Here is a 19,059-nt window from a genome sequence, read left to right as displayed (position 1 = left end):
CTTACCAGAAGAGTGTATAAAGCACGGTGAGTATGATCATAATGCCGTATGACGCGATGTTAAAACTACGATCAGTCGCAAACAAAGAGGCTGTAACGCTGATACCTTTTGGATCGTCATCGTTAACAGAAGTACTCAGACTCGTGAACGCAATCACTACAATAGTGAATAACAAGGTATATAGCATCTGATTCATGAATGGCATTGATAGTGGCATGAATTTTAAGAACAACGCGAATGGAATCGACGCAATCACACCAACAATGGCACCTTTACTGGTTGTTTTCTTCCAGAATAGACCCAGCAGGAACACGGCTAGAATACCTGGGCTAACCAGACCTGTGTACTCTTGAATATATTGAAATGCTTGACCGATACCCCCTAGCATTGGGGCGATAAAACAGGCAATGACAAGTGCACAAACCGCAGCCGCACGACCCACGTTAACCAGTTTATGGTCACCCGACTCTGGTGCAATGTACTCTTTGTAGATGTCCATCGTAAAAATGGTTGCGGTTGAGTTAAGCATAGATGCCAGTGACGACACGATAGCAGCTGCCAGTGCCGCAAAGACGATGCCTTTCACACCAACAGGGAGAAATTGAGTCAACCAAGGGTACGCTTTGTCCGCATGTGCCGCGCTAGGTAAATTTGATGCCCCTGCTTCTCCAAGACCCGCCATTAATTGTGCATCAGAGGTGATGACATACGCAGCGATACCTGGAATAACCACAAGGAATGGAACAATAAGTTTTAAGAATGCGGCAAATACGATACCTTTTTGCGCTTCCGCGACGGACTTCGCTGCCAATGTTCTTTGGATGATGTACTGGTTGAACCCCCAATAGTACAAGTTGGCTACCCACAGACCACCAATCAGTACTGCGATACCAGGCAGGTTCATATATTGTGGGTTGCTTGGGTCAAGGATCATCTCGAAGTGACCGGGTGCTGCTTCCGCCATTTTTGACATACCGGCTAACCAACCATCAGCACCTCCAATGTAGCTCACTGCCATAAAGGTTGTCATAAAGCCACCGAGGACCAGGAAGAATACCTGAATCACGTCTGTCCATACGACCGCAGATAGACCACCATAAACTGAGTAAACCAAAGCAAACAGAGCCAGACCCACAATTGAGTACATTAATGGGATGCCCAGAATCGTTTCCAGCGCCAAACCACCCAAGTACAGTACAGAAGTGAGGTTGACAAAAATGTAAAGTGAAATCCAGAAAATCGCTAAAATGGTTTTAAGCTGCTTATTGAAACGCTTCTCGACAAACTCGGGGATAGTGTAGATGCCCTTTTCAATAAAAATAGGCAAGAAGTATTTACCGACGATAATCAACGTAATGGCTGCCATCCATTCGTATGACGCAATGGCCAAACCAATAGAAAAGCCTGAACCAGACATACCGATAAACTGCTCGGCAGAAATGTTAGCAGCGATCAGGGATGCCCCAACAGCCCACCAAGGCAGAGATTTGCCCGCCAAGAAATAGTCTTCTGTACTTTTTTGAGCCCCTTTTTTATCACGGGAAACCCAAAGCCCGACACCAATAATAATGGCGACATAAATGGCGAATACCATTATGTCAATACCGCTAAGGCCATGCGTTATATTAGACATTTGTTTATCCTATAGTAACTTCACTTACGCCACGCAGTGTAAACGATACCATACAAACAAAACGCAACTAAAATCACATATATTGATGAATCTTTGTTCTAAACACCTATAAATGGTCAATGTACGCAAATACATAACTGAATATTTTTTGCATAGAATTCATTGAATATACATGAATGTAAACGATAACAAACAAGGCCAATAGAAAACGTCACAGCATATCCATGATTGTGTTCACTTCCCTTGGCGCAGTCATTGATGGAGAGGCTGTTTGGTGGGTAGATGATGCAAAAAAACAAAAAAGGCAGGCATGTAACCCACCTTAAATACTCTCTAAAATTCAAACTGATACACTGTCTGATGCTGGTAGCAGTCCCCTGCTCTCAACACCCCATTGTTACATCCCCACCCGGGTTTGTTTGGCCCGTCTGGAAAGTATTGCGTTTCCAAAGCCAGGCCGTCATAGCGTTCATAGGTTTTACTCGCACCCGGCGTACCCGCTAAGAAATTCCCTGAATAGAACTGGATAGCAGGTTTGGTGGTCTTGACCTTCATCACCACGTCTTCATTTGGGGCAACCAAAATCGCGACGACAGACTCACCATCCGTCACTTCAGGTTTGAACACAAAGGCATGATCGTAGCCACCAGCCGTTTTCTGATCCTGCTCAGCCAGAAATTCTTGGCCAATCGGTTTTGGCTCAGTGAAATCAAAACTGGTACCTGAAACAGGCTTTTGTTCACCGGTAGGAATTAACCCCGCATCCGTTGGCAAGTAATGCGCTGCGTGAAGCTGCAATGTGTGATCCAAGCTTTTCGCGTTGCTCGCTTCACCCGCCAAGTTAAAGTACGCGTGATTGGTTAAATTCACTGGCGATGTTTTATCGGTTGTCGCTTCATAGGCAATAACCAACTCATTCTCGTCAGTGAGCGTATACGTGACCTTAACATCGAGCTTGCCCGGATAACCTTGGTCACCGTCGGGTGAGTGAAGCGAAAAAATCACATGTTGATCGCTTTGTTCTTCGACTTTCCAGCGGCGTTTATCAAACCCATCCAAGCCTCCGTGGAGTGAGTTTTCACCGTTATTGATACCCAGTTGATACTGCTTACCCTCTAGCTCAAATTGACCTTTTGCAATTCGGTTGGCGAATCGGCCAACAATGGCACCAAAGTAAGCGTCTTGCTTCATGTGCTCTGCCATATTCGGCGAACGCAATAACACTTCACGCGTTTCACCATTCACTGGCAGCGTACAGCTCAACCACGTCGCACCAATATCCATAAACGATGCTGTCATGCCATTCGCGTTAGTCAGATGGATCAGATTTGCAGCATGACCGTCAAACGATGGCGTTTGCGACATCGCTTGTTTTAGTTGTTCAAAATATGCCTTCATTATAGGTCCTTACAACACTTCAACCAGACCTGCACCATCTTTGGCTTGGCAAACATAAATCGAGGCTTTTAAGCCCGTTGCCGCCGGATATTTCGCGTCTACGGCTGCTTTCACTTCGCCAACCAGTGCCGGTGGTACAAGCGCTACAATACAGCCACCAAAACCACCACCCGTCATGCGCACGCCGCCTTGCTCGCCAATCACGTCTTTCACAATCTCAACCAACGTATCGATTTCTTCTACCGTGATTTCGAAATCATCGCGCATGGATGCATGTGACTCAGCCATCAGCTCGCCCATGCGCTTCATGTCGTGTGCTCGTAGCGCTTGCGCCGCTTCAACAGTGCGATCGTTTTCTGTGATCACGTGACGGGCGCGTTTTGCCACCATTTCATCGAGCTCAGCGACTTTCTCATTGAACTGTTCAATCGTCACATCACGCAGCGCTTTCACGCCGAAGATACGCGCGGCTTCTTCACACTGCTGACGACGAGTGTTGTATTCGCTGTCTACCAAGCCACGTTTTTTATTCGAGTTGATGATCACCACCGCCATGTCTTTTGGCATAGAGACCGCTTGGGTTTCCAGACTGCGGCAGTCCAATAGCATGGCGTGGTTTTCACGACCTTCCGCTGAAATCATTTGATCCATGATGCCGCAGTTACAACCGACAAATTCGTTCTCGGCTTGCTGACCGTTTAACGCGATTTCCGCTTGGCTGATCTCAAGATTGAACAGCACTTTAAAGGTTTGGCCAATCACCACTTCCAATGCCGCGGATGAGCTCAATCCTGCCCCTTGAGGCACGTTACCGCTCACCGAGATATCCGCACCGGTGAACAGGTAGCCGCGCGCAAGAAGGCACTTCACCACACCGCGGATATAGTTCGCCCACATTTTGTCTTGTTGGAAAGTGATTTCCTGGGTGATATCGAATTCATCAACTGCATTGCCGTAATCCACTGACACGACACGAACGATATTGTCTTCACGCTTTGCTGCCGCCACTACGGTTTGGTAGTTAATGGCACATGGCAAAACAAAACCGTCGTTGTAATCGGTGTGCTCACCAATCAGGTTCACACGGCCGGGCGCTTGGATGATATGGCTGGGCGCATAGCCCAACACTTGTTCGAAAGACGCTTTAACCGCTTGGATTAGATCAGACATATGGGATTCCTAAACGTAAAATTTGCTTACTTCTTTTCATCAATGCTTGCAGCTAAGTGACACGTCAACAATGAAGAAGGTTACTGTTCTTTGTAGTGCACATCACTGACATCACGCAGACGCTGCGCCGCTTGCTCTGCAGTAAGATCGCGTTGACTTTCTGCCAGCATTTCATAGCCCACCATGAACTTACGAACGGTGGCGCTGCGAAGCAGTGGCGGGTAAAAGAGTGCGTGAAGCTGCCAATGGTCGATGTCGGTGCCTTGTTCAAAGAAAGGCGCGTAGTGCCAACCCATTGAGTATGGGAAAGCACATTGGAATAAATTGTCGTAACGGCTGGTCAGTTTTTTGATGGCGACGGCAAGGTCATCCCGTTGCGCATCATTCAACTCATTCATTCGACGGATGTGCGTTTTCGGCAGCAACATGGTTTCGAATGGCCACGCCGCCCAATACGGGACAAGCGCCACCCAGTGCTCAGTTTCAACCACAATGCGCGAGCCATCTTTGAGTTCAGCCTGCATATAGTCCACCAGCAGGTTGCTGCCATGTTGTTGGTAGTACGCTTTTAGATTTTGCTCTTTGCGTTCAATTTCATTGGGTAAAAAACTGTTCGCCCAGATTTGTCCATGTGGATGCGGTTGGGAGCACCCCATGGTTTCGCCTTTGTTCTCGAACGCCTGAACCCAAATGTAGTCTTTACCCAGTTCTTCGATTTGTTCGTTCCATGTGTCAATCACACCACGGATTTTGTCGACGGGTAGCTCTGGTAAAGTTTTACTGTGATCAGGAGAGAAACAAATGACACGGCTCAAACCGCGCACCCCCTGAGTTTTAAATAGTGGATTGTCTGACTCTGGCGCCTCTGGCGAATCCACCATCAACGCGGCAAAATCGTTATTAAACACGTATGTGCCTGAGTAATCTGGATTGACATCACCAGAGATACGCGTATTGGTCGGGCAAAGGAAACATTTATCGTCGTAGCTTGGTAGCTCATCCAGTGCTGGCTTCTCATCCGCACCACTCCAAGGACGTTTTGCACGGTGAGGGGAAACCAGAATCCATTGCCCCGTCAGTGGATTGTAACGACGGTGGGGGTGATCCACTGGGTTAAATTCAACATTCGACATTTTATTACTCAACTCTTAAAAATGCTCCTAAATGGACTTCTCAAAAGCGTGAGAAGCACAACAAACAGCGCTGCGGCTTCAATCACGCAGGGGAATAGCCGTTTGGATTCTTTGACTGCCAGTTCCACGTATCGGCAGTCATGTCAGCCACGCTGCGTGTTGCCTTCCAGCCCAATTCGCGCTCTGCTTTTTCCGTGCTCGCCCAGCATTCGGCAATGTCGCCAGGGCGACGCGGGCACAATTCATACGGCACAGGTTTACCGCAAGCGGCAGCGAAGGCTTCAACCATCTCAAGCACGCTGGAGCCTTTACCTGTACCCAGGTTGTAAATGTGCAAACCCGGTTTCTCGCCCACGGACTTGAGGGCAGCGATATGACCATCGGCCAAATCCATGACGTGGATGTAATCGCGTACACCAGTGCCATCTGGTGTTGGGTAATCGCTTCCAAATACCGAAAGTTTTTCTCGGCGGCCAACGGCGACTTGGGCGATAAACGGCATCAGGTTATTTGGGATGCCTTGCGGATCTTCACCCATAGTGCCCGATGGGTGCGCGCCAACTGGGTTGAAGTAACGCAGCAACGTGATGCTCCAGTCATTTTCTGCGTGAAACAAGTCGCTCAAACAGGCTTCCACCATATATTTGCTGCGACCGTAAGGGTTCGTTGTCGCCCCGGTTGGAGAGTCTTCGGTGATAGGCACAATGTCAGGATCGCCATAAACCGTTGCCGATGAGCTGAATACGATGCTTTTTACACCCGCTTTACGCATGCTGCGCACCAACACCAAGGAGCCATTGACGTTGTTATCGTAGTATTCCAGCGGTTTTGCCACTGATTCCCCCACCGCTTTCAAGCCCGCGAAATGAATCACCGCCTGAATGTCATGTTTGGCGAACACCGAATCCAAAAACGCCTCATCACGAATGTCACCTTGGTAAAACATAGGCTGTTTACCGGTGAGCGCGTCAATACGGTTTAACACTTCCAGTTTGGCGTTACACAAGTTGTCAACGATAATGGGTTCTATACCTGCGTTAATCATCTGAACGCATGTGTGGCTGCCGATGTATCCCAGGCCGCCTGTCACAAGAACTTTCACTTTTGCTTCTCCACTCACTGCTTCCTGTTTGATATCGCGCCATGATGCTGATCGAACCCAATGTCAATCACATCAATGTCAATACACTCGTCCCTTCACTGGATAAAAGTCTAGCAACCAACACCTACTCCGTTCTGTGATCAATCTCAAGCAGTGTAAACGTTTCCACAAAATAAGACGAATAGATGGCTTCTCCGTTCTGTTTTAGTTAAATCAAACTAAGGGAGTATTGTGTTTTAAATGTGAATCATGGCAATACAGCTCTCTTTCATTGAAAGCAGCGTTTTACTAAAAATTTGTACATCCCTAAGTGGCTGTTTACAATGCCCAGATGATTAAACTCTCACTTGGACAGTGAGCAATGCCAACGGGAAGCGTACATGGCAACACTAAAAGATATCGCCACAGAAGCGGGGGTCTCACTGGCAACCGTATCGCGGGTATTGAATGACGATCCGACGTTGAGCGTTAAAGAAGAAACCAAACACCGCATTTTAGAAATTGCAGAAAAGCTGGAATATCGTACCAGCAGTGCCAAGAAAACCACCAAAGAGATAAAGCAAAAGCATCACTTTTTGGCCTTGTACAACTACAAGCAAGAAGCAGAAGTGAATGACCCCTATTACTTGTCAATTCGCCATGGGATTGAAACCCAGTGCGATAAACTGGGCATTTCGCTAACCAATTGCTACAACAGCGACATTGATGTTGAAATGCAAAAGATCACCGGTGTCCTGTTAGTCGGAAAAATCGACCAAAAGGTGATCAGTGAATTACCTAAGCGTTTAGCCGATAGCATGTGCTATATCGACTTTTCTGATCCCACCAGCCCTTATGATTGTGTTGATATTGATCTGGCACGGATAAGTAAGCAAGTTGTTGATTTTTTTGTACATCAAGGCTACGAACGTATCGGTTTTATTGGTGGTCAGGATGAACCCAACACCGCAGACATTCGTGAAAATGCATTTGTGGAATACGGTCGCCTGAAAGGTGTGGTCTCTGACGGAGATATTTACCGTGGCGATTTCTCCAGCCTGTCCGGTTACAACTTAGCAAAAGAGATGCTGGCGAAAGGTGATTTCCCTAAAGCGATGTTCATTGCCTCAGACTCCATCGCGATTGGTGTGCTGCGTGCCATTCATGAATTTGGTTTAAACATTCCCGATGATATTGCGCTTATCAGTGTCAATGATATACCCACTGCCCGCTTTACTTTTCCGCCGTTATCCACTGTTCGTATTCATTCTGAAATGATGGGGATTCAGGGCGTAAACCTATTAGTAGAAAAATACCGTGACGGCCGCGCTTTGCCTCTTCAAGTGTACGTTCCAAGCAAACTCAAACTACGCGGCACAACGCGATAAAAAACCGACTCAAATCTGCTTAAATAACGCACTGAATTTTCAGTGCTTTATTATTTCCCTTTCTATTTCCTACCGAAATTTTACTGTTATTACTTTCCAAAACGGTTGAAAACGCATTCCTTTACGCTGATCACATCCTGCTCAACATTGGTCATATAAAACGTGACCAAGTTAAAGTAAAACGTTCCCACCGATTTATTTTAGTAAAACTTTTACTAATATCTTTCTCAGATTATTCATAAGCATTTTTCACCAGATACCGGCAGCAGTTATTGGGTTTATGTTGAGGCATAGCGAAACCAAACCGCATTCCAACATGATCACACTATGCCGAGGGGGAGATCGAAACGTGAACAATTGGGAAAACTTCCAACATCTGCACGAAAATCGTATGGCGCCACGTGCGTACTTTTTCTCATACGATTCTGTGCAAAGCGCACAAACCTTTCAACGAGAACTAAGTCGCCGCTTTATGTTGCTCAGCGGCCAGTGGACATTCCGCTATTTCACCAATCCCATGTTGGTGCCCGAGGCGTTTTACTCACAAAAGATGAATGATTGGGGGCAAATTACCGTCCCCAACATGTGGCAAATGGAAGGCCACGGCGACCTGCAATACACCGACGAAGGTTTCCCTTTCCCTATCGATGTGCCATTTGTGCCAACCGATAACCCAACGGGCGCGTACCAGCGTACATTTACACTTGGTCAGCAGTGGGATAACCAACAGACCATCATCAAATTTGACGGTGTGGAAACCTACTTTGAAGTGTATGTTAACGGCAAGTATGTTGGCTTTAGCAAAGGCAGCCGACTCACCGCGGAGTTCGACATTTCCAAGTTCGTCCAACAAGGCGAGAACTTACTCTCTGTGCGCGTGATGCAGTGGGCTGATTCCACCTATATTGAAGACCAAGATATGTGGTGGACTGCGGGCATTTTCCGTGACGTTTACCTCATCGGAAAGGAGCACGTTCACGTCCAAGACCTGACTGTTCGCACCGATTTCACTGACGATTACCAAAGCGCGACCTTAAGCTGTCAGGTAGAACTGGAAAACCTTTCGTCCACTCTCGCATCAGGTTATACGCTGGAATACGCGCTGCATGACAAAGGCACTGTCGTTGCCAGTGGTCAATGCGAATCACTCACTATCCAAAACAACAGTTCAACAAGCTTTGCCATTGATATGGTGAACCCAACGCATTGGACGGCAGAAAATCCTTACCTTTACCATTTGTTCATCACCTTAAAAGATCACCAAGGCAACGTGGTGGAAGTGATTCCTCAACGCGTTGGTTTCCGTGATATCAAGGTGCGCGATGGTCTGTTTTACATCAACAATCAATACGTGATGCTGCACGGTGTGAACCGTCATGACAACGATCATCTAAAAGGCCGTGCTGTAGGCATGGATCGCGTAGAAAAAGATCTGATGTTGATGAAGCAGCACAACATCAACTCAGTTCGCACCGCGCACTATCCAAACGATCCGCGCTTCTATGAGCTGTGTGATATTTATGGCCTGTTTGTGATGGCAGAAACCGACGTTGAAACCCACGGTTTTGCCAACGTTGGCGACCTGAGCCGCATCACCAACGATCCCGCGTGGGAAGCGGTGTTTGTCGATCGCGCAGTGCGTCATGTTCATGCGCAAAAGAACCACCCTTCTATCATCATGTGGTCACTCGGTAACGAATCGGGTTATGGCTGTAATATCCGCGCGATGTATGCCGCGACCAAAGCAATTGATGACACCCGTTTGGTTCACTACGAAGAAGACCGCGATGCTGAAGTCGTCGATGTGATTTCGACGATGTACTCACGCGCCCAGCTGATGAATTACTTTGGCGAACACCCACACGAGAAACCGCGCATTATCTGCGAATACGCACACGCGATGGGTAACGGACCGGGCGGCCTGACAGAATACCAAAATGTGTTCTATGCACATGACCACATTCAGGGTCACTACGTCTGGGAATGGTGTGATCACGGCATTCTGGCCCGTGATGAACACGGTCAGGAGTTCTACAAATACGGCGGCGATTACGGCGACTACCCAAACAACTACAACTTCTGCATGGATGGTTTGATTTACCCAGATCAAACTCCGGGCCCAGGTCTCAAAGAATACAAACAAGTCATCGCGCCTGTGAAAATCTGTGCCGTTGAGGGGTGCAATCACCGATTCATCGTAGAGAATAAATTGTGGTTCTCCAACCTCGATGATTACACCATCACTGCTGATGTTCGTGCCGAAGGTGAAACCCTGCGTAGCGTGCAATTTAAGGTGGAAGGTCTACCCGCAAACAGCGCACGTGAAATAACCATTGAATTGCCAGAGCTGGACGATCGCGAAGCGTTTATTAACTTCACAGTACGTAAAGACAGCCGCACACTTTACAGCGACGCGAACCACGAGATCGCGGTGTATCAGTTCCAGCTAAAAGAAAACACTGCTTCTGTACCCGCATTTATCAATCACAACGCACAACCATTAGTCGTTAACGAAAGTCGGTTGGAACAGGTAATTGAAGGCTATAACTTCACCCTCACCTTCTCCAAAGTGAATGGCAAGCTGACTTCTTGGCGCGTAAATGGTGAAGAGCTGATTCAATCTGAGCCAAGACTGAACTTCTTCAAGCCAATGATTGATAACCACAAACAAGAGTACGAAGGCTTGTGGCACCCCGCGCACTTACAAATCATGCAAGAGCACTTCCGCACGTTGAATGTGGAAGCAACTGGCGATTCGGTAGTCATTACCACCACCAGCATCATTGCGCCGCCAGTATTCGATTTTGGCATGCGCTGTACCTATCGCTACCAAATCAATGCTCAAGGCCATTTGAACGTGGAACTGAGTGGCGAACGTTACGGCGACTACCCGCATGTGATTCCTGTGATTGGTTTGGATTTGGGCATTAACGGCAGCTTCGACCAAGTGAGCTACTACGGCCGGGGACCAGGAGAAAACTACCAAGACAGCCGTCAGGCAAACATCATTGATGTTTACCACAGCACCGTCGAGGACATGTTCGAGAATTATCCATTCCCACAAAACAATGGCAACCGCCAACACGTGCGCTGGGCATCACTCACTAACCGTCACGGCACAGGGTTATTGGTGAAACCTCAGCAAGAAATCAACTTCAGCGCGTGGTTCTACACCAATCAAAACCTGCATGAAGCGCAACATACGATTGAGCTGGAAAAGAGCGGTTACATCACCCTTAACCTTGATCACCAGGTGATGGGATTAGGTTCCAACTCGTGGGGCAGCGAAGTACTCGACTCTTACCGCGTGTACATGGACTCGTTCCGCTACGGTTTGACGCTGATGCCACTTCAGACGGGCGATTGCAGTGCACAAGCCATGGCAAACCATGATTTTGACAACGCGTTTTTCACTCAATCCAACACTCAACCAGTCAACGAGGCGTAACCCATGATCGTGTTAGACAGCTTGGCGCAATTCAAACAGGTATATCGCAACGGTCGCAAATGGCATCGCTGTGTGGAAGCCATTAGCAATATCGGCAACATCAACGATGGCGTGATGCACTCGATTGGCGATTCGCTGGTTTACATGGTGGAAGATGGCATCGCAAAACAAACTGAAACGTTCATCGGCCACCGTCGCTACTTCGATGTGCATTACTACCTCGAAGGCCGTGAAACTGTTGAGTTTGCCGATAAAACCGCATTGAAGCTTGAACAAGCTTATCGTGATGAAACCGACCGAGAATTCTTTTCCGGTCACGGTGAAACACGCGAGCTTTGCGAAGGCCTGGTGGCAATTTTTGAAAACAGCAAAGCCTACCGCTTCCACGGAGACAACCGCGTAAGAAAAGTGGTGCTCAAAGTGACCATCGAAGATGGCTACTTCCTGAATAAATAAAACAAGAGAAGGGCTGTATGCCTAGCATGACAAGCCCTTCCCCCTCCAATTCCAACGTGATTCACCGGAGATAGAACATGTCTGAATCCCAACGCAATACGATAGGCAAATTCGGGTTGTTGTCCCTCACCTTTGCCGCAGTATTTAGCTTTAACAACGTCATAAATAACAACATTGAGATCGGTTTAGCTTCTGCGCCAATGTTCTTTCTGGCGACCATTTTTTATTTCATCCCTTTCTGTTTGATCATCGCCGAATTCGTCTCTTTAAATAAAGATTCTGAAGCCGGTGTTTACGCATGGGTGAAAAGCTCACTCGGCGGTCGCTGGGCGTTTATCTCTGCCTACACGTACTGGTTCGTCAACCTGTTTTTCTTTACATCACTGCTACCGCGCGTTATCGCTTATGCGTCGTACGCGTTCTTGGGCTATGAATACATTCTGACGCCATTCACCACTACCGTACTCAGTATGATTCTGTTCGCGTTTGCCACCTATGTATCGACGAACGGCGCGAAAATGTTGGGGCCAATCACGTCGGTGACTTCCTCCCTCATGCTGCTACTGACGATGTCGTACATTTTGCTCGCTGGCGCAGCGTTGATCGGCGGCGTAGAACCGGCTGATCCGATCACCGTAGAAGCGATGATCCCTGATTTCAGCTGGGCGTTTTTAGGCATTACAACGTGGATTTTTATGGCGGCTGGTGGTGCAGAATCGGTCGCGGTTTACGTAAACGATGTGAAAGGCGGCTCGAAATCGTTCGTTAAAGTCATCATCATCGCCGGTATTTTTATCGGTGTGCTTTACTCGATAGCCTCTGTGCTGATTAACGTGTTTGTTCCTTGCGAAACCCTAAAATACACAGGCGGCTCGGTGCAGGTATTTGAAGGTTTGGCTGCGTACTTTGGTTTGCCAGAGGTGTTGATGAACCGCTTTGTAGGCTTGGTATCCTTCACGGCCATGTTTGGCTCGCTGCTGATGTGGACAGCAACGCCGGTGAAAATCTTCTTCTCTGAAATTCCAGAAGGCATCTTTGGTAAGAAAACCGTTGAGTTGAATGAAAACGGCGTGCCTGCGCGGGCGGCGTGGTACCAGTTCCTTATCGTCATTCCATTGATGATCATCCCAACACTCGGTTCAGATACCGCTCAAGATCTGATGAACACTGTCATCAATATGACGGCGGCGGCATCGATGCTACCACCACTGTTCATTATGTTGGCTTACCTGAACCTGCGCTTAAAACTGGATCATCTAGAGCGCGATTTTAAAATGGGTTCACGCAAGATGGGCATCGCCACCGTCTCCGTGTTGATCGCTATCTTTACGGTTGGTTTCCTGGCGTCCACCTTCCCGACAGGTGCTGACATTATGACCATCATTTTCTACAACGTTGGCGGTATTGTGATTTTCCTTGGCTTCGCTTGGTGGAAATACAGCCAATACGAAAAGTCATTGAACAAGGAAGAGCGTATAAAAGAAGCCAAACCAGCTTCCCATGCAGTATAAAATTACACTCTCAATAACCAAAGCCTGTTGGCTTTAGGCACCCTGGGCACCGCATGGTGCCCTTTTTATATTTGAGCCGGGATTTTGCGAACTGCATTATAAGGCCCCAGACCTGATACTAGCGAACGAGGCTGAGTATCTGTTTAAACACAGGATGACGGCAGTCCTGCACCAGTTCATAAAGGCACATTTCCAACCCCGTGATCGTTACACCATTGTCTTTCGAACGATTTATACCAAGCTGCACATTGGACAATGTACGTGAAGAAACACACTCACTGACAAGCTCAACATTAAAACCGGCATCCACCAAGCCTCTTGCTGTTTGATACACACAGATATGCGCCTCAATACCACAGATTAACCAGGTATCTGCTTTCATCGCCTTAACGGCTTCAAGAAATTCCGGTGCTTCACAGGCATTAAAAGTGAATTTGGATATAGGATCGACACCATCAAGGTGAGCCTTAAGCTCATCAACTGTGCAACCTAATTTGTCGGGATTTTGTTCAAGCAGGATAATCGGCAATCCGAGCGCCCTTGCTCCTTTCACTAGCGTTTCACAGTTGGCAATGACTCGTTCACTGTCATGGACTAAGCGGGCAAGCTTGCCCTGAACATCCACGACAACAAGCCCCGTATTCTTCCGTGATAACATGCCCCCTCCTTGGCTTATGTAGAATCGACAATCTGATCGAGATGAAAGTAGAAAACTTACCAGAGCTGTGTCTCATAGCCTTGTTATGCGCGCCTTGCACCAAACGCCACCTGATACCATAATTAGGTACTTTTTGGTATTTCTGGAGAAAGGCACATGGCTAAAAACACAAGTATCACTCTTGGTGAACACTTCGATAGCTTTATTACAAGCCAAATACAAAGTGGCCGTTACGGCTCAGCAAGTGAAGTCATTCGTTCTGCGCTACGTTTACTCGAAAACCAAGAAACCAAACTACAGTCACTCCGTCAATTACTTGTTGAAGGAGAGCAAAGTGATGACGCTGATTATGACATTGATAGCTTCGTCAATGAACTCGATAGTGAAGAAAACCGTCGATGAAACTATTTAATCTGACTGTCGCCGCTAAAACCGATTTACGGGATATTGCTTTATTCACTCAACGCCGCTGGGGAAAAGAGCAGCGAAATGTTTATTTAAAGCAATTCGATGACTCATTTTGGCTTTTAGCGGAAAATCCCGATATCGGTAAATCATGCGATGAAATCCGAGAGGGATACAGAAAATTTTCCCAAGGTAGTCACGTCATCTTTTATCTGCAAACAGGCCGCCAACAAATCAGGGTAATCCGAATTCTTCATAAGAGCATGGATGTTAACCCAATATTCGACGCATAGTCGCGTTGAGGTGTGAGGCACGCAATGCCTGAGTTTCCGCATACCACGCCAGCTTGGGTTAACCGAATAATGTCTAATGGCCCTGCCACTCGATTGGCAGGCAGCGGTGAGACCGCAGTAAGAGACCTTCTATATGTGTTTGCCGTAAGCAACGACTTAACGGCGAAAGTGACAGAACGAAGTAGACAGCTTTGTTGTTCGAGAGCATTGGCTGCTGGCGCAGCCAAAAGAATGCTATTGCCTATTGACCGGAGAAGGGCTCATATGTGTTAGGTTTACCAGCCCGTGTCATAAGTTTGATTGTTCAAGCGCTCCATTTCTCTTTGATTTTGCAAATCCTGCTCTTTTAGCCGCTGACTAGATTCTGGGTCAACCGGAAGAGCTAATGGAACTTTAAAAGCAATCTTACTTAATGTTGAGTTAGATTCAGAGGAGGTCGCTCCTCCACCAAACGATAAGACTGAAGCCACAGTCAATTTCCCATCGGCAGATGTATCGGAGTTCTCTGCTACAGATATAGCAATATCAAAGTCTACCGTGTATATATTTTGCCCATCACTTAATGAGGATACATGTGACTCCGATGACTTCGGGCTAATTCTAATCGCAGGGTTTAAGCTACCGCCAGCCTGACGAATTTCAGACTGTGCCTCTTTAACACCTTGATTAATTTGAATCAAAGCTTCTTTGACAAACTGTTGTAATTCCATAAGGGTTCCCTCCTCTCCCTAAAAACCTAGCCCTGTAAAGGTGAGCAACGCAATACCGAAGCCGCCGCATACCACCTTAAACACTAAAACCAACGCATAATGAAAATGCCACGCGTTGCGAATCCCTCTTGAACAGTTAGTTGCCCATCTCAAAGCCCAGTGCTAACATTTGTACACACACCAACAAAGGAATAAATCATGGACACTAGAATTCAATTTCGTGTTGATGAAGAAACAAAACGCCTAGCTCAACAAATGGCTGAGAGCCAAGGTCGCACTCTGAGTGACGCATGCCGTGAACTTACTGAGCAACTCGCTGAACAACAAAGAAAAACATTATCTCACGATGCATGGCTAACTGAACAAGTAAACCTAGCATTTGAGAAGTTTGACTCAGGAAAATCCGTTTTCGTTGAGCACCAAACTGCTAAATCTCGAATGGAAGAGCGCAAAGCCAGAATCCGTAATCGAGGTAAGCAATGATTTTATGGGAAGAAGAGTCACTTAATGATCGTGAAAAGATCTTCGAGTTTCTCTATGACTTCAACCCTGATGCGGCAGAAAAGACTGACTACCTCATTGAAGCCAAAGTAGAAAACTTGCTTGAACAACCTTTAATGGGTGTACAACGAGATGGCATCCGCGGACGATTGCTCATTATTCCTGAGATTTCGATGATTGTCTCTTACTGGGTCGAAGGCGATATCATCCGAGTTATGCGTGTACTCCACCAGAAACAAAAATTCCCTGCGGATTGATTGCTTCCTCTGGGGAACTAACGAATGACATGGATTCCCCCTCACGAGGATTTGCCACACTTAGGTGTTGCATCAAATACCGGAGGTAACCATGTCTTCTCAATTCTTTTGTGGCGTTGACCTCGCCAAACACCACTTCTCCCTGCACGCGGTTGATGACCGAGGAAAGGTCATTCTTCACAAATCCGTATCACGCGCTAAATTGCTGACTACATTAGCAAATATGTCAACCATGCGTATAGGCATCGAAGCGTGCTCTGGGGCGCATTATTGGGCAAGAGAGTTCATCAAGTTAGGCCATGATGCCCGAATCATGGCCGCTAAATATGTTGCCCCTTACCGTACTAAAGGCAAGAATGACCTCAATGACGCCATCGCTATCTGCGAAGCGGTTCAGCGCCATGCCACCCGCTTCGTTCCTGTTAAATCACCTGAACGACAGGCGATTCTCTCCATCCACCGAATGCGGGAACATTGGGTTCAAGAACGCACCGCGCTCATTAATCGCATTCGTGCCCTGCTCGCTGAGTTTGGGATAGTTATCCCCACCGGACGCCACGCGATTCAACGTGATGTTCCGCTTATTCTCGAAGCCGCGGATAACGGACTGCCTGATATTGCTCGTGCTGTGCTCGGTGATTGTTTTGAGCATCTACAAGTACTCAACCAACGCATCGACGACACCGAACTGTGCTTTGACATGGTGACCAAGGCCAGCCCCAATGCGCAGCGTATTCTTAAGGTTCGAGGCATTGGTCCTCAAACGGCAACCGCAATTATTGCCACCATTGGTAAAGGCGAACAGTTCGACTCCGGCAGAGACTTTGCCGCCTGGCTTGGGCTGGTGCCCAAACAGTATTCAACTGGCGGTAAACCCAGACTTGGGCGGATAAGTAAACGCGGTGACAAATACCTACGCACGCTCTTGGTTCATGGCGCGAGAGCCGTCATTACGAACTTGGGTGAAAAACAGGACAGGCTCAGCGTCTGGGGGAGAAACGTCCTCGAACGACGAGGAATGAACCGCGCCATTGTCGCTTTAGCAGCCAAGAACGCCCGGATTATCTGGGCACTGTTACACAACCAAACTGAGTATCAAGACTACGCCGCCTAAGTAAGAGGCGGCGCAAGGAAACACACCAACCGGGTCATTGCAGACGCAGCTGATGAGGAAAGGTTAAGACCATTTGCAGAGAGCCTGTTAATGCGGCGGGCACATTGATGCCTTCTAACGAATGAGGCACTGCAACCGCGCAATGTCATCAGGGCCATGACGTGAGTCAGCGAAAGGCCGAATGTAGAGCGGCAGTCCAAAACCTATCTTCAAAAGTTTAGCGGATGTTTGACGAACGGGGGAATCCATGTAGCCGCGTTAAGTGGTGAACAACGCCACCACCTAACCTAAACCATTGTGCCGTAAACACTTAAGCCGAATTAAACCAAAAATGCCAAGCGTTGTGAATCCCTCTTAAACAGTTTGATACTCATTGAGCCTTCTCCTCCAACTTAACCGTCCGGCTAAGCTGGAAGGCGACGAAACCAAACGGAGAAGACTCAATGAGATTCTATAACCAACAGCATGATTATTACTGCGGCATCGATCTGCATGCGCGCATTCTTTATGTCTGCATCCTCGATTCTGCGGGCAACAAGCTGCTTCACAAGAAAATCGATGCCAATCCTGACGCGCTTTTAGATGTTATCGCGCCTTACCAAGACCAGATTGTTGTCGGCGTCGAGTGCATGCATTGCTGGTATTGGGTCAGTGACCTATGCCTCGACTACGCCTTTGATTTTGTACTTGGTCACGCGCTTTACATGAAGGCGATTCACGGCGGGAAAACTAAAAACGACCGCATTGATTCCTATAAGATTGCTTCTCTTCTCAGGGGCGGTAACTTCCCACTTGCTTACGTCTACCCCAAAGCCATGCGTGCCACCCGTGACTTACTTCGCCGTCGAACCAAGATCATGCGTCACGGCGCAGACTTAAAAGCGCATGTTTTTAACACTTTCAGTCAATACAATCATCCATCGCCTAACCTTCAGCTGCGCTATCCGTATGCCCGAGAGGAAGTCCGCAACCGATTCGATAAACCTGCCATTAACCGCAACATTGATCTCGATTTGAACGTGATTGCCTTTTACACCAAAGAACTTGCGAGCGTTGAACACTTCATCGAACAGAACGCCAAACAACATAACCCGCAGGATTACCAACTGCTGCAAACCGTCCCTGGCATTGGCCGTATTCTGGCGCTGACCATTCTTTACGAAATCGGCAATATCCAACGCTTTCCGACCGTTCAGCAGTTCGCGTCTTATTCCCGTTTAATTAAATGCAAAGCTGAATCCGCGGGAAAGCAATATGGAACCTGCGGCAATAAGATCGGCAACGCACACCTTAAATGGGCCTTCTCCGAAGCTGCTGTCCTTTACCTTCGTGGCAATGAAAAAGCGAAGAAATACCTCACACGTTTACAAAAACGCATGAGCAAAGCCAAAGCCTTGTCTGCACTCGCCCACAAGCTGGGGCGCTGTGTTTACTTTATGTTGAGGAATAAAACCGTGTTTGATGAACAGAAGTTCTTACCTGAATAAGTCGCACAATGGGGTGAGCTGAACGTCTAACTGGTGCTGAGAAGGAGCACGTTGCTGACTGAGTTCACTGGGCATTAAGCCCTCATGGCCTGCTGTGCCAACGGTTGTCCAAGCCCCTTTGCTTTGATTAGCCGCCCCATTGTTGCGCCCCCAAACGAACAACAAAGTTGCTTACACCCAACCTGAGCCTGAAGATAACTGGAAAACCATTGTTTAGCCTTCTTTTTGAATAGTGCCAGCTTGGGTTAACCGAATAATGTCTAATGGCCCTGTCACACGACTGGCAGGCAGCGCTGAGACCGCAGTAAGAGACCTTCTATATGTGTTTGCCGTAAGCGACGACTTAACGGCGAAAGCGACAGAACGAAGTAGACAGATTTGTTGTTCGAGAGCATTGGCTGCTGGCGCAGCCAAAA

At 47.6% G+C, this 19,059-nt stretch carries 18 protein-coding genes; 10 read left to right on the top strand and 8 right to left on the bottom strand.

Annotated elements, in window-relative coordinates:
* Position 1: 1 nt before the first annotated feature.
* The 5 genes from VHA_RS13145 to galE all read right to left on the bottom strand — a co-directional run bounded on the left by VHA_RS13145 (position 2) and on the right by galE (position 6,436).
* The gene (locus VHA_RS13145) at positions 2-1,633 is read right to left on the bottom strand and encodes a sodium/sugar symporter (protein WP_040528988.1); all 1,632 of its coding nucleotides are present in this window, start codon (positions 1,631-1,633) and stop codon (positions 2-4) included.
* Positions 1,634-1,966: 333 nt separating this feature from the next.
* Positions 1,967-3,031 (bottom strand): galactose-1-epimerase, encoded by a 1,065-nt coding sequence (galM, locus tag VHA_RS13140; protein WP_005505080.1) that lies wholly within the window; start codon positions 3,029-3,031, stop codon positions 1,967-1,969.
* 9 nt (positions 3,032-3,040) lie between these two features.
* Positions 3,041-4,201 carry a galactokinase gene (galK, locus tag VHA_RS13135; RefSeq protein WP_005505078.1) on the bottom strand — a complete coding sequence of 387 codons (1,161 nt, stop codon included), beginning with the start codon at positions 4,199-4,201 and terminating at the stop codon, positions 3,041-3,043.
* An 80-nt stretch (positions 4,202-4,281) separates the two neighbouring features.
* A complete protein-coding gene (locus VHA_RS13130) occupies positions 4,282-5,334 on the bottom strand; it encodes a UDP-glucose--hexose-1-phosphate uridylyltransferase (RefSeq protein WP_005505068.1) in 1,053 nt (350 codons plus the stop codon).
* 82 nt (positions 5,335-5,416) lie between these two features.
* Positions 5,417-6,436 (bottom strand): UDP-glucose 4-epimerase GalE, encoded by a 1,020-nt coding sequence (gene galE / locus VHA_RS13125; protein ID WP_040529220.1) that lies wholly within the window; start codon positions 6,434-6,436, stop codon positions 5,417-5,419.
* A gap of 380 nt (positions 6,437-6,816) precedes the next feature.
* Here galE and ebgR point away from each other — a divergent pair, with 380 nt between their 5' ends.
* From ebgR to VHA_RS13105, 4 genes are all read left to right on the top strand, one after another.
* Complete coding sequence (gene ebgR / locus VHA_RS13120; RefSeq protein ID WP_005505059.1) at positions 6,817-7,803, top strand: transcriptional regulator EbgR; 987 nt, start codon at positions 6,817-6,819, stop codon at positions 7,801-7,803.
* A gap of 349 nt (positions 7,804-8,152) precedes the next feature.
* Entirely contained in the window at positions 8,153-11,251 is a 3,099-nt protein-coding gene (ebgA, locus tag VHA_RS13115) for a beta-galactosidase subunit alpha (protein ID WP_005505057.1), read from the top strand.
* A gap of 3 nt (positions 11,252-11,254) precedes the next feature.
* On the top strand, positions 11,255-11,707 hold the full coding sequence (locus VHA_RS13110) for a beta-galactosidase subunit beta (protein WP_005505055.1): 453 nt from the start codon (positions 11,255-11,257) through the stop codon (positions 11,705-11,707).
* Between the two features lie 77 nt (positions 11,708-11,784).
* Positions 11,785-13,218: an amino acid permease gene (locus VHA_RS13105; RefSeq protein WP_005505053.1), complete on the top strand. Its 1,434-nt coding sequence runs from the start codon at positions 11,785-11,787 to the stop codon at positions 13,216-13,218.
* A gap of 118 nt (positions 13,219-13,336) precedes the next feature.
* On the opposite strand, the gene VHA_RS13100 is transcribed toward VHA_RS13105, so the two are convergent.
* Positions 13,337-13,876: an isochorismatase family protein gene (locus tag VHA_RS13100; RefSeq protein WP_005505051.1), complete on the bottom strand. Its 540-nt coding sequence runs from the start codon at positions 13,874-13,876 to the stop codon at positions 13,337-13,339.
* A gap of 156 nt (positions 13,877-14,032) precedes the next feature.
* Between VHA_RS13100 and VHA_RS13095 the strand changes: the two genes are divergently transcribed.
* Together VHA_RS13095 and VHA_RS13090 are read left to right on the top strand one after the other, a co-directional pair.
* The gene (locus tag VHA_RS13095; RefSeq protein ID WP_005505050.1) at positions 14,033-14,278 is read left to right on the top strand and encodes a type II toxin-antitoxin system ParD family antitoxin; all 246 of its coding nucleotides are present in this window, start codon (positions 14,033-14,035) and stop codon (positions 14,276-14,278) included.
* The gene (locus tag VHA_RS13090; protein WP_005505048.1) at positions 14,275-14,574 is read left to right on the top strand and encodes a type II toxin-antitoxin system RelE/ParE family toxin; all 300 of its coding nucleotides are present in this window, start codon (positions 14,275-14,277) and stop codon (positions 14,572-14,574) included. The genes VHA_RS13095 and VHA_RS13090 overlap by 4 nt, the downstream gene beginning before the upstream one ends.
* A 275-nt stretch (positions 14,575-14,849) precedes the next feature.
* Here the strand turns inward: VHA_RS13090 and VHA_RS13085 are convergent, their stop codons facing one another.
* A complete protein-coding gene (locus tag VHA_RS13085) occupies positions 14,850-15,284 on the bottom strand; it encodes a hypothetical protein (protein WP_050778565.1) in 435 nt (144 codons plus the stop codon).
* A gap of 198 nt (positions 15,285-15,482) precedes the next feature.
* On the opposite strand from VHA_RS13085, the gene VHA_RS13080 reads away from it, so the two are divergent.
* The 4 genes from VHA_RS13080 (at position 15,483) to VHA_RS13065 (ending at position 18,643) form a co-directional block, all read left to right on the top strand.
* Positions 15,483-15,767: a type II toxin-antitoxin system TacA family antitoxin gene (locus VHA_RS13080; RefSeq protein WP_005398409.1), complete on the top strand. Its 285-nt coding sequence runs from the start codon at positions 15,483-15,485 to the stop codon at positions 15,765-15,767.
* Positions 15,764-16,042, top strand: a complete 279-nt coding sequence (locus VHA_RS13075; protein ID WP_005505046.1) for a type II toxin-antitoxin system RelE/ParE family toxin — start codon at positions 15,764-15,766, stop codon at positions 16,040-16,042. Before VHA_RS13080 ends, VHA_RS13075 begins: the two co-directional genes overlap by 4 nt.
* Before the next feature lie 91 nt (positions 16,043-16,133).
* Positions 16,134-17,156 carry an IS110 family RNA-guided transposase gene (locus tag VHA_RS13070; RefSeq protein ID WP_005505044.1) on the top strand — a complete coding sequence of 341 codons (1,023 nt, stop codon included), beginning with the start codon at positions 16,134-16,136 and terminating at the stop codon, positions 17,154-17,156.
* A 443-nt stretch (positions 17,157-17,599) separates the two neighbouring features.
* Entirely contained in the window at positions 17,600-18,643 is a 1,044-nt protein-coding gene (locus VHA_RS13065) for an IS110 family RNA-guided transposase (protein ID WP_005505042.1), read from the top strand.
* 213 nt (positions 18,644-18,856) lie between these two features.
* Here VHA_RS13065 and VHA_RS19150 read toward each other — a convergent pair.
* Positions 18,857-19,059, bottom strand: a 203-nt coding sequence (locus VHA_RS19150; RefSeq protein WP_040528980.1) for a hypothetical protein, incomplete at its 5' end; no start/stop codon positions are given.

It is taken from the genome of Grimontia hollisae CIP 101886, assembly GCF_000176515.1.
Lineage (GTDB): Bacteria > Pseudomonadota > Gammaproteobacteria > Enterobacterales > Vibrionaceae > Enterovibrio > Enterovibrio hollisae.
The sequence above is the reverse complement of the archived record's forward strand: the minus strand, read 5'-3'. Positions and strand labels throughout refer to the sequence as shown.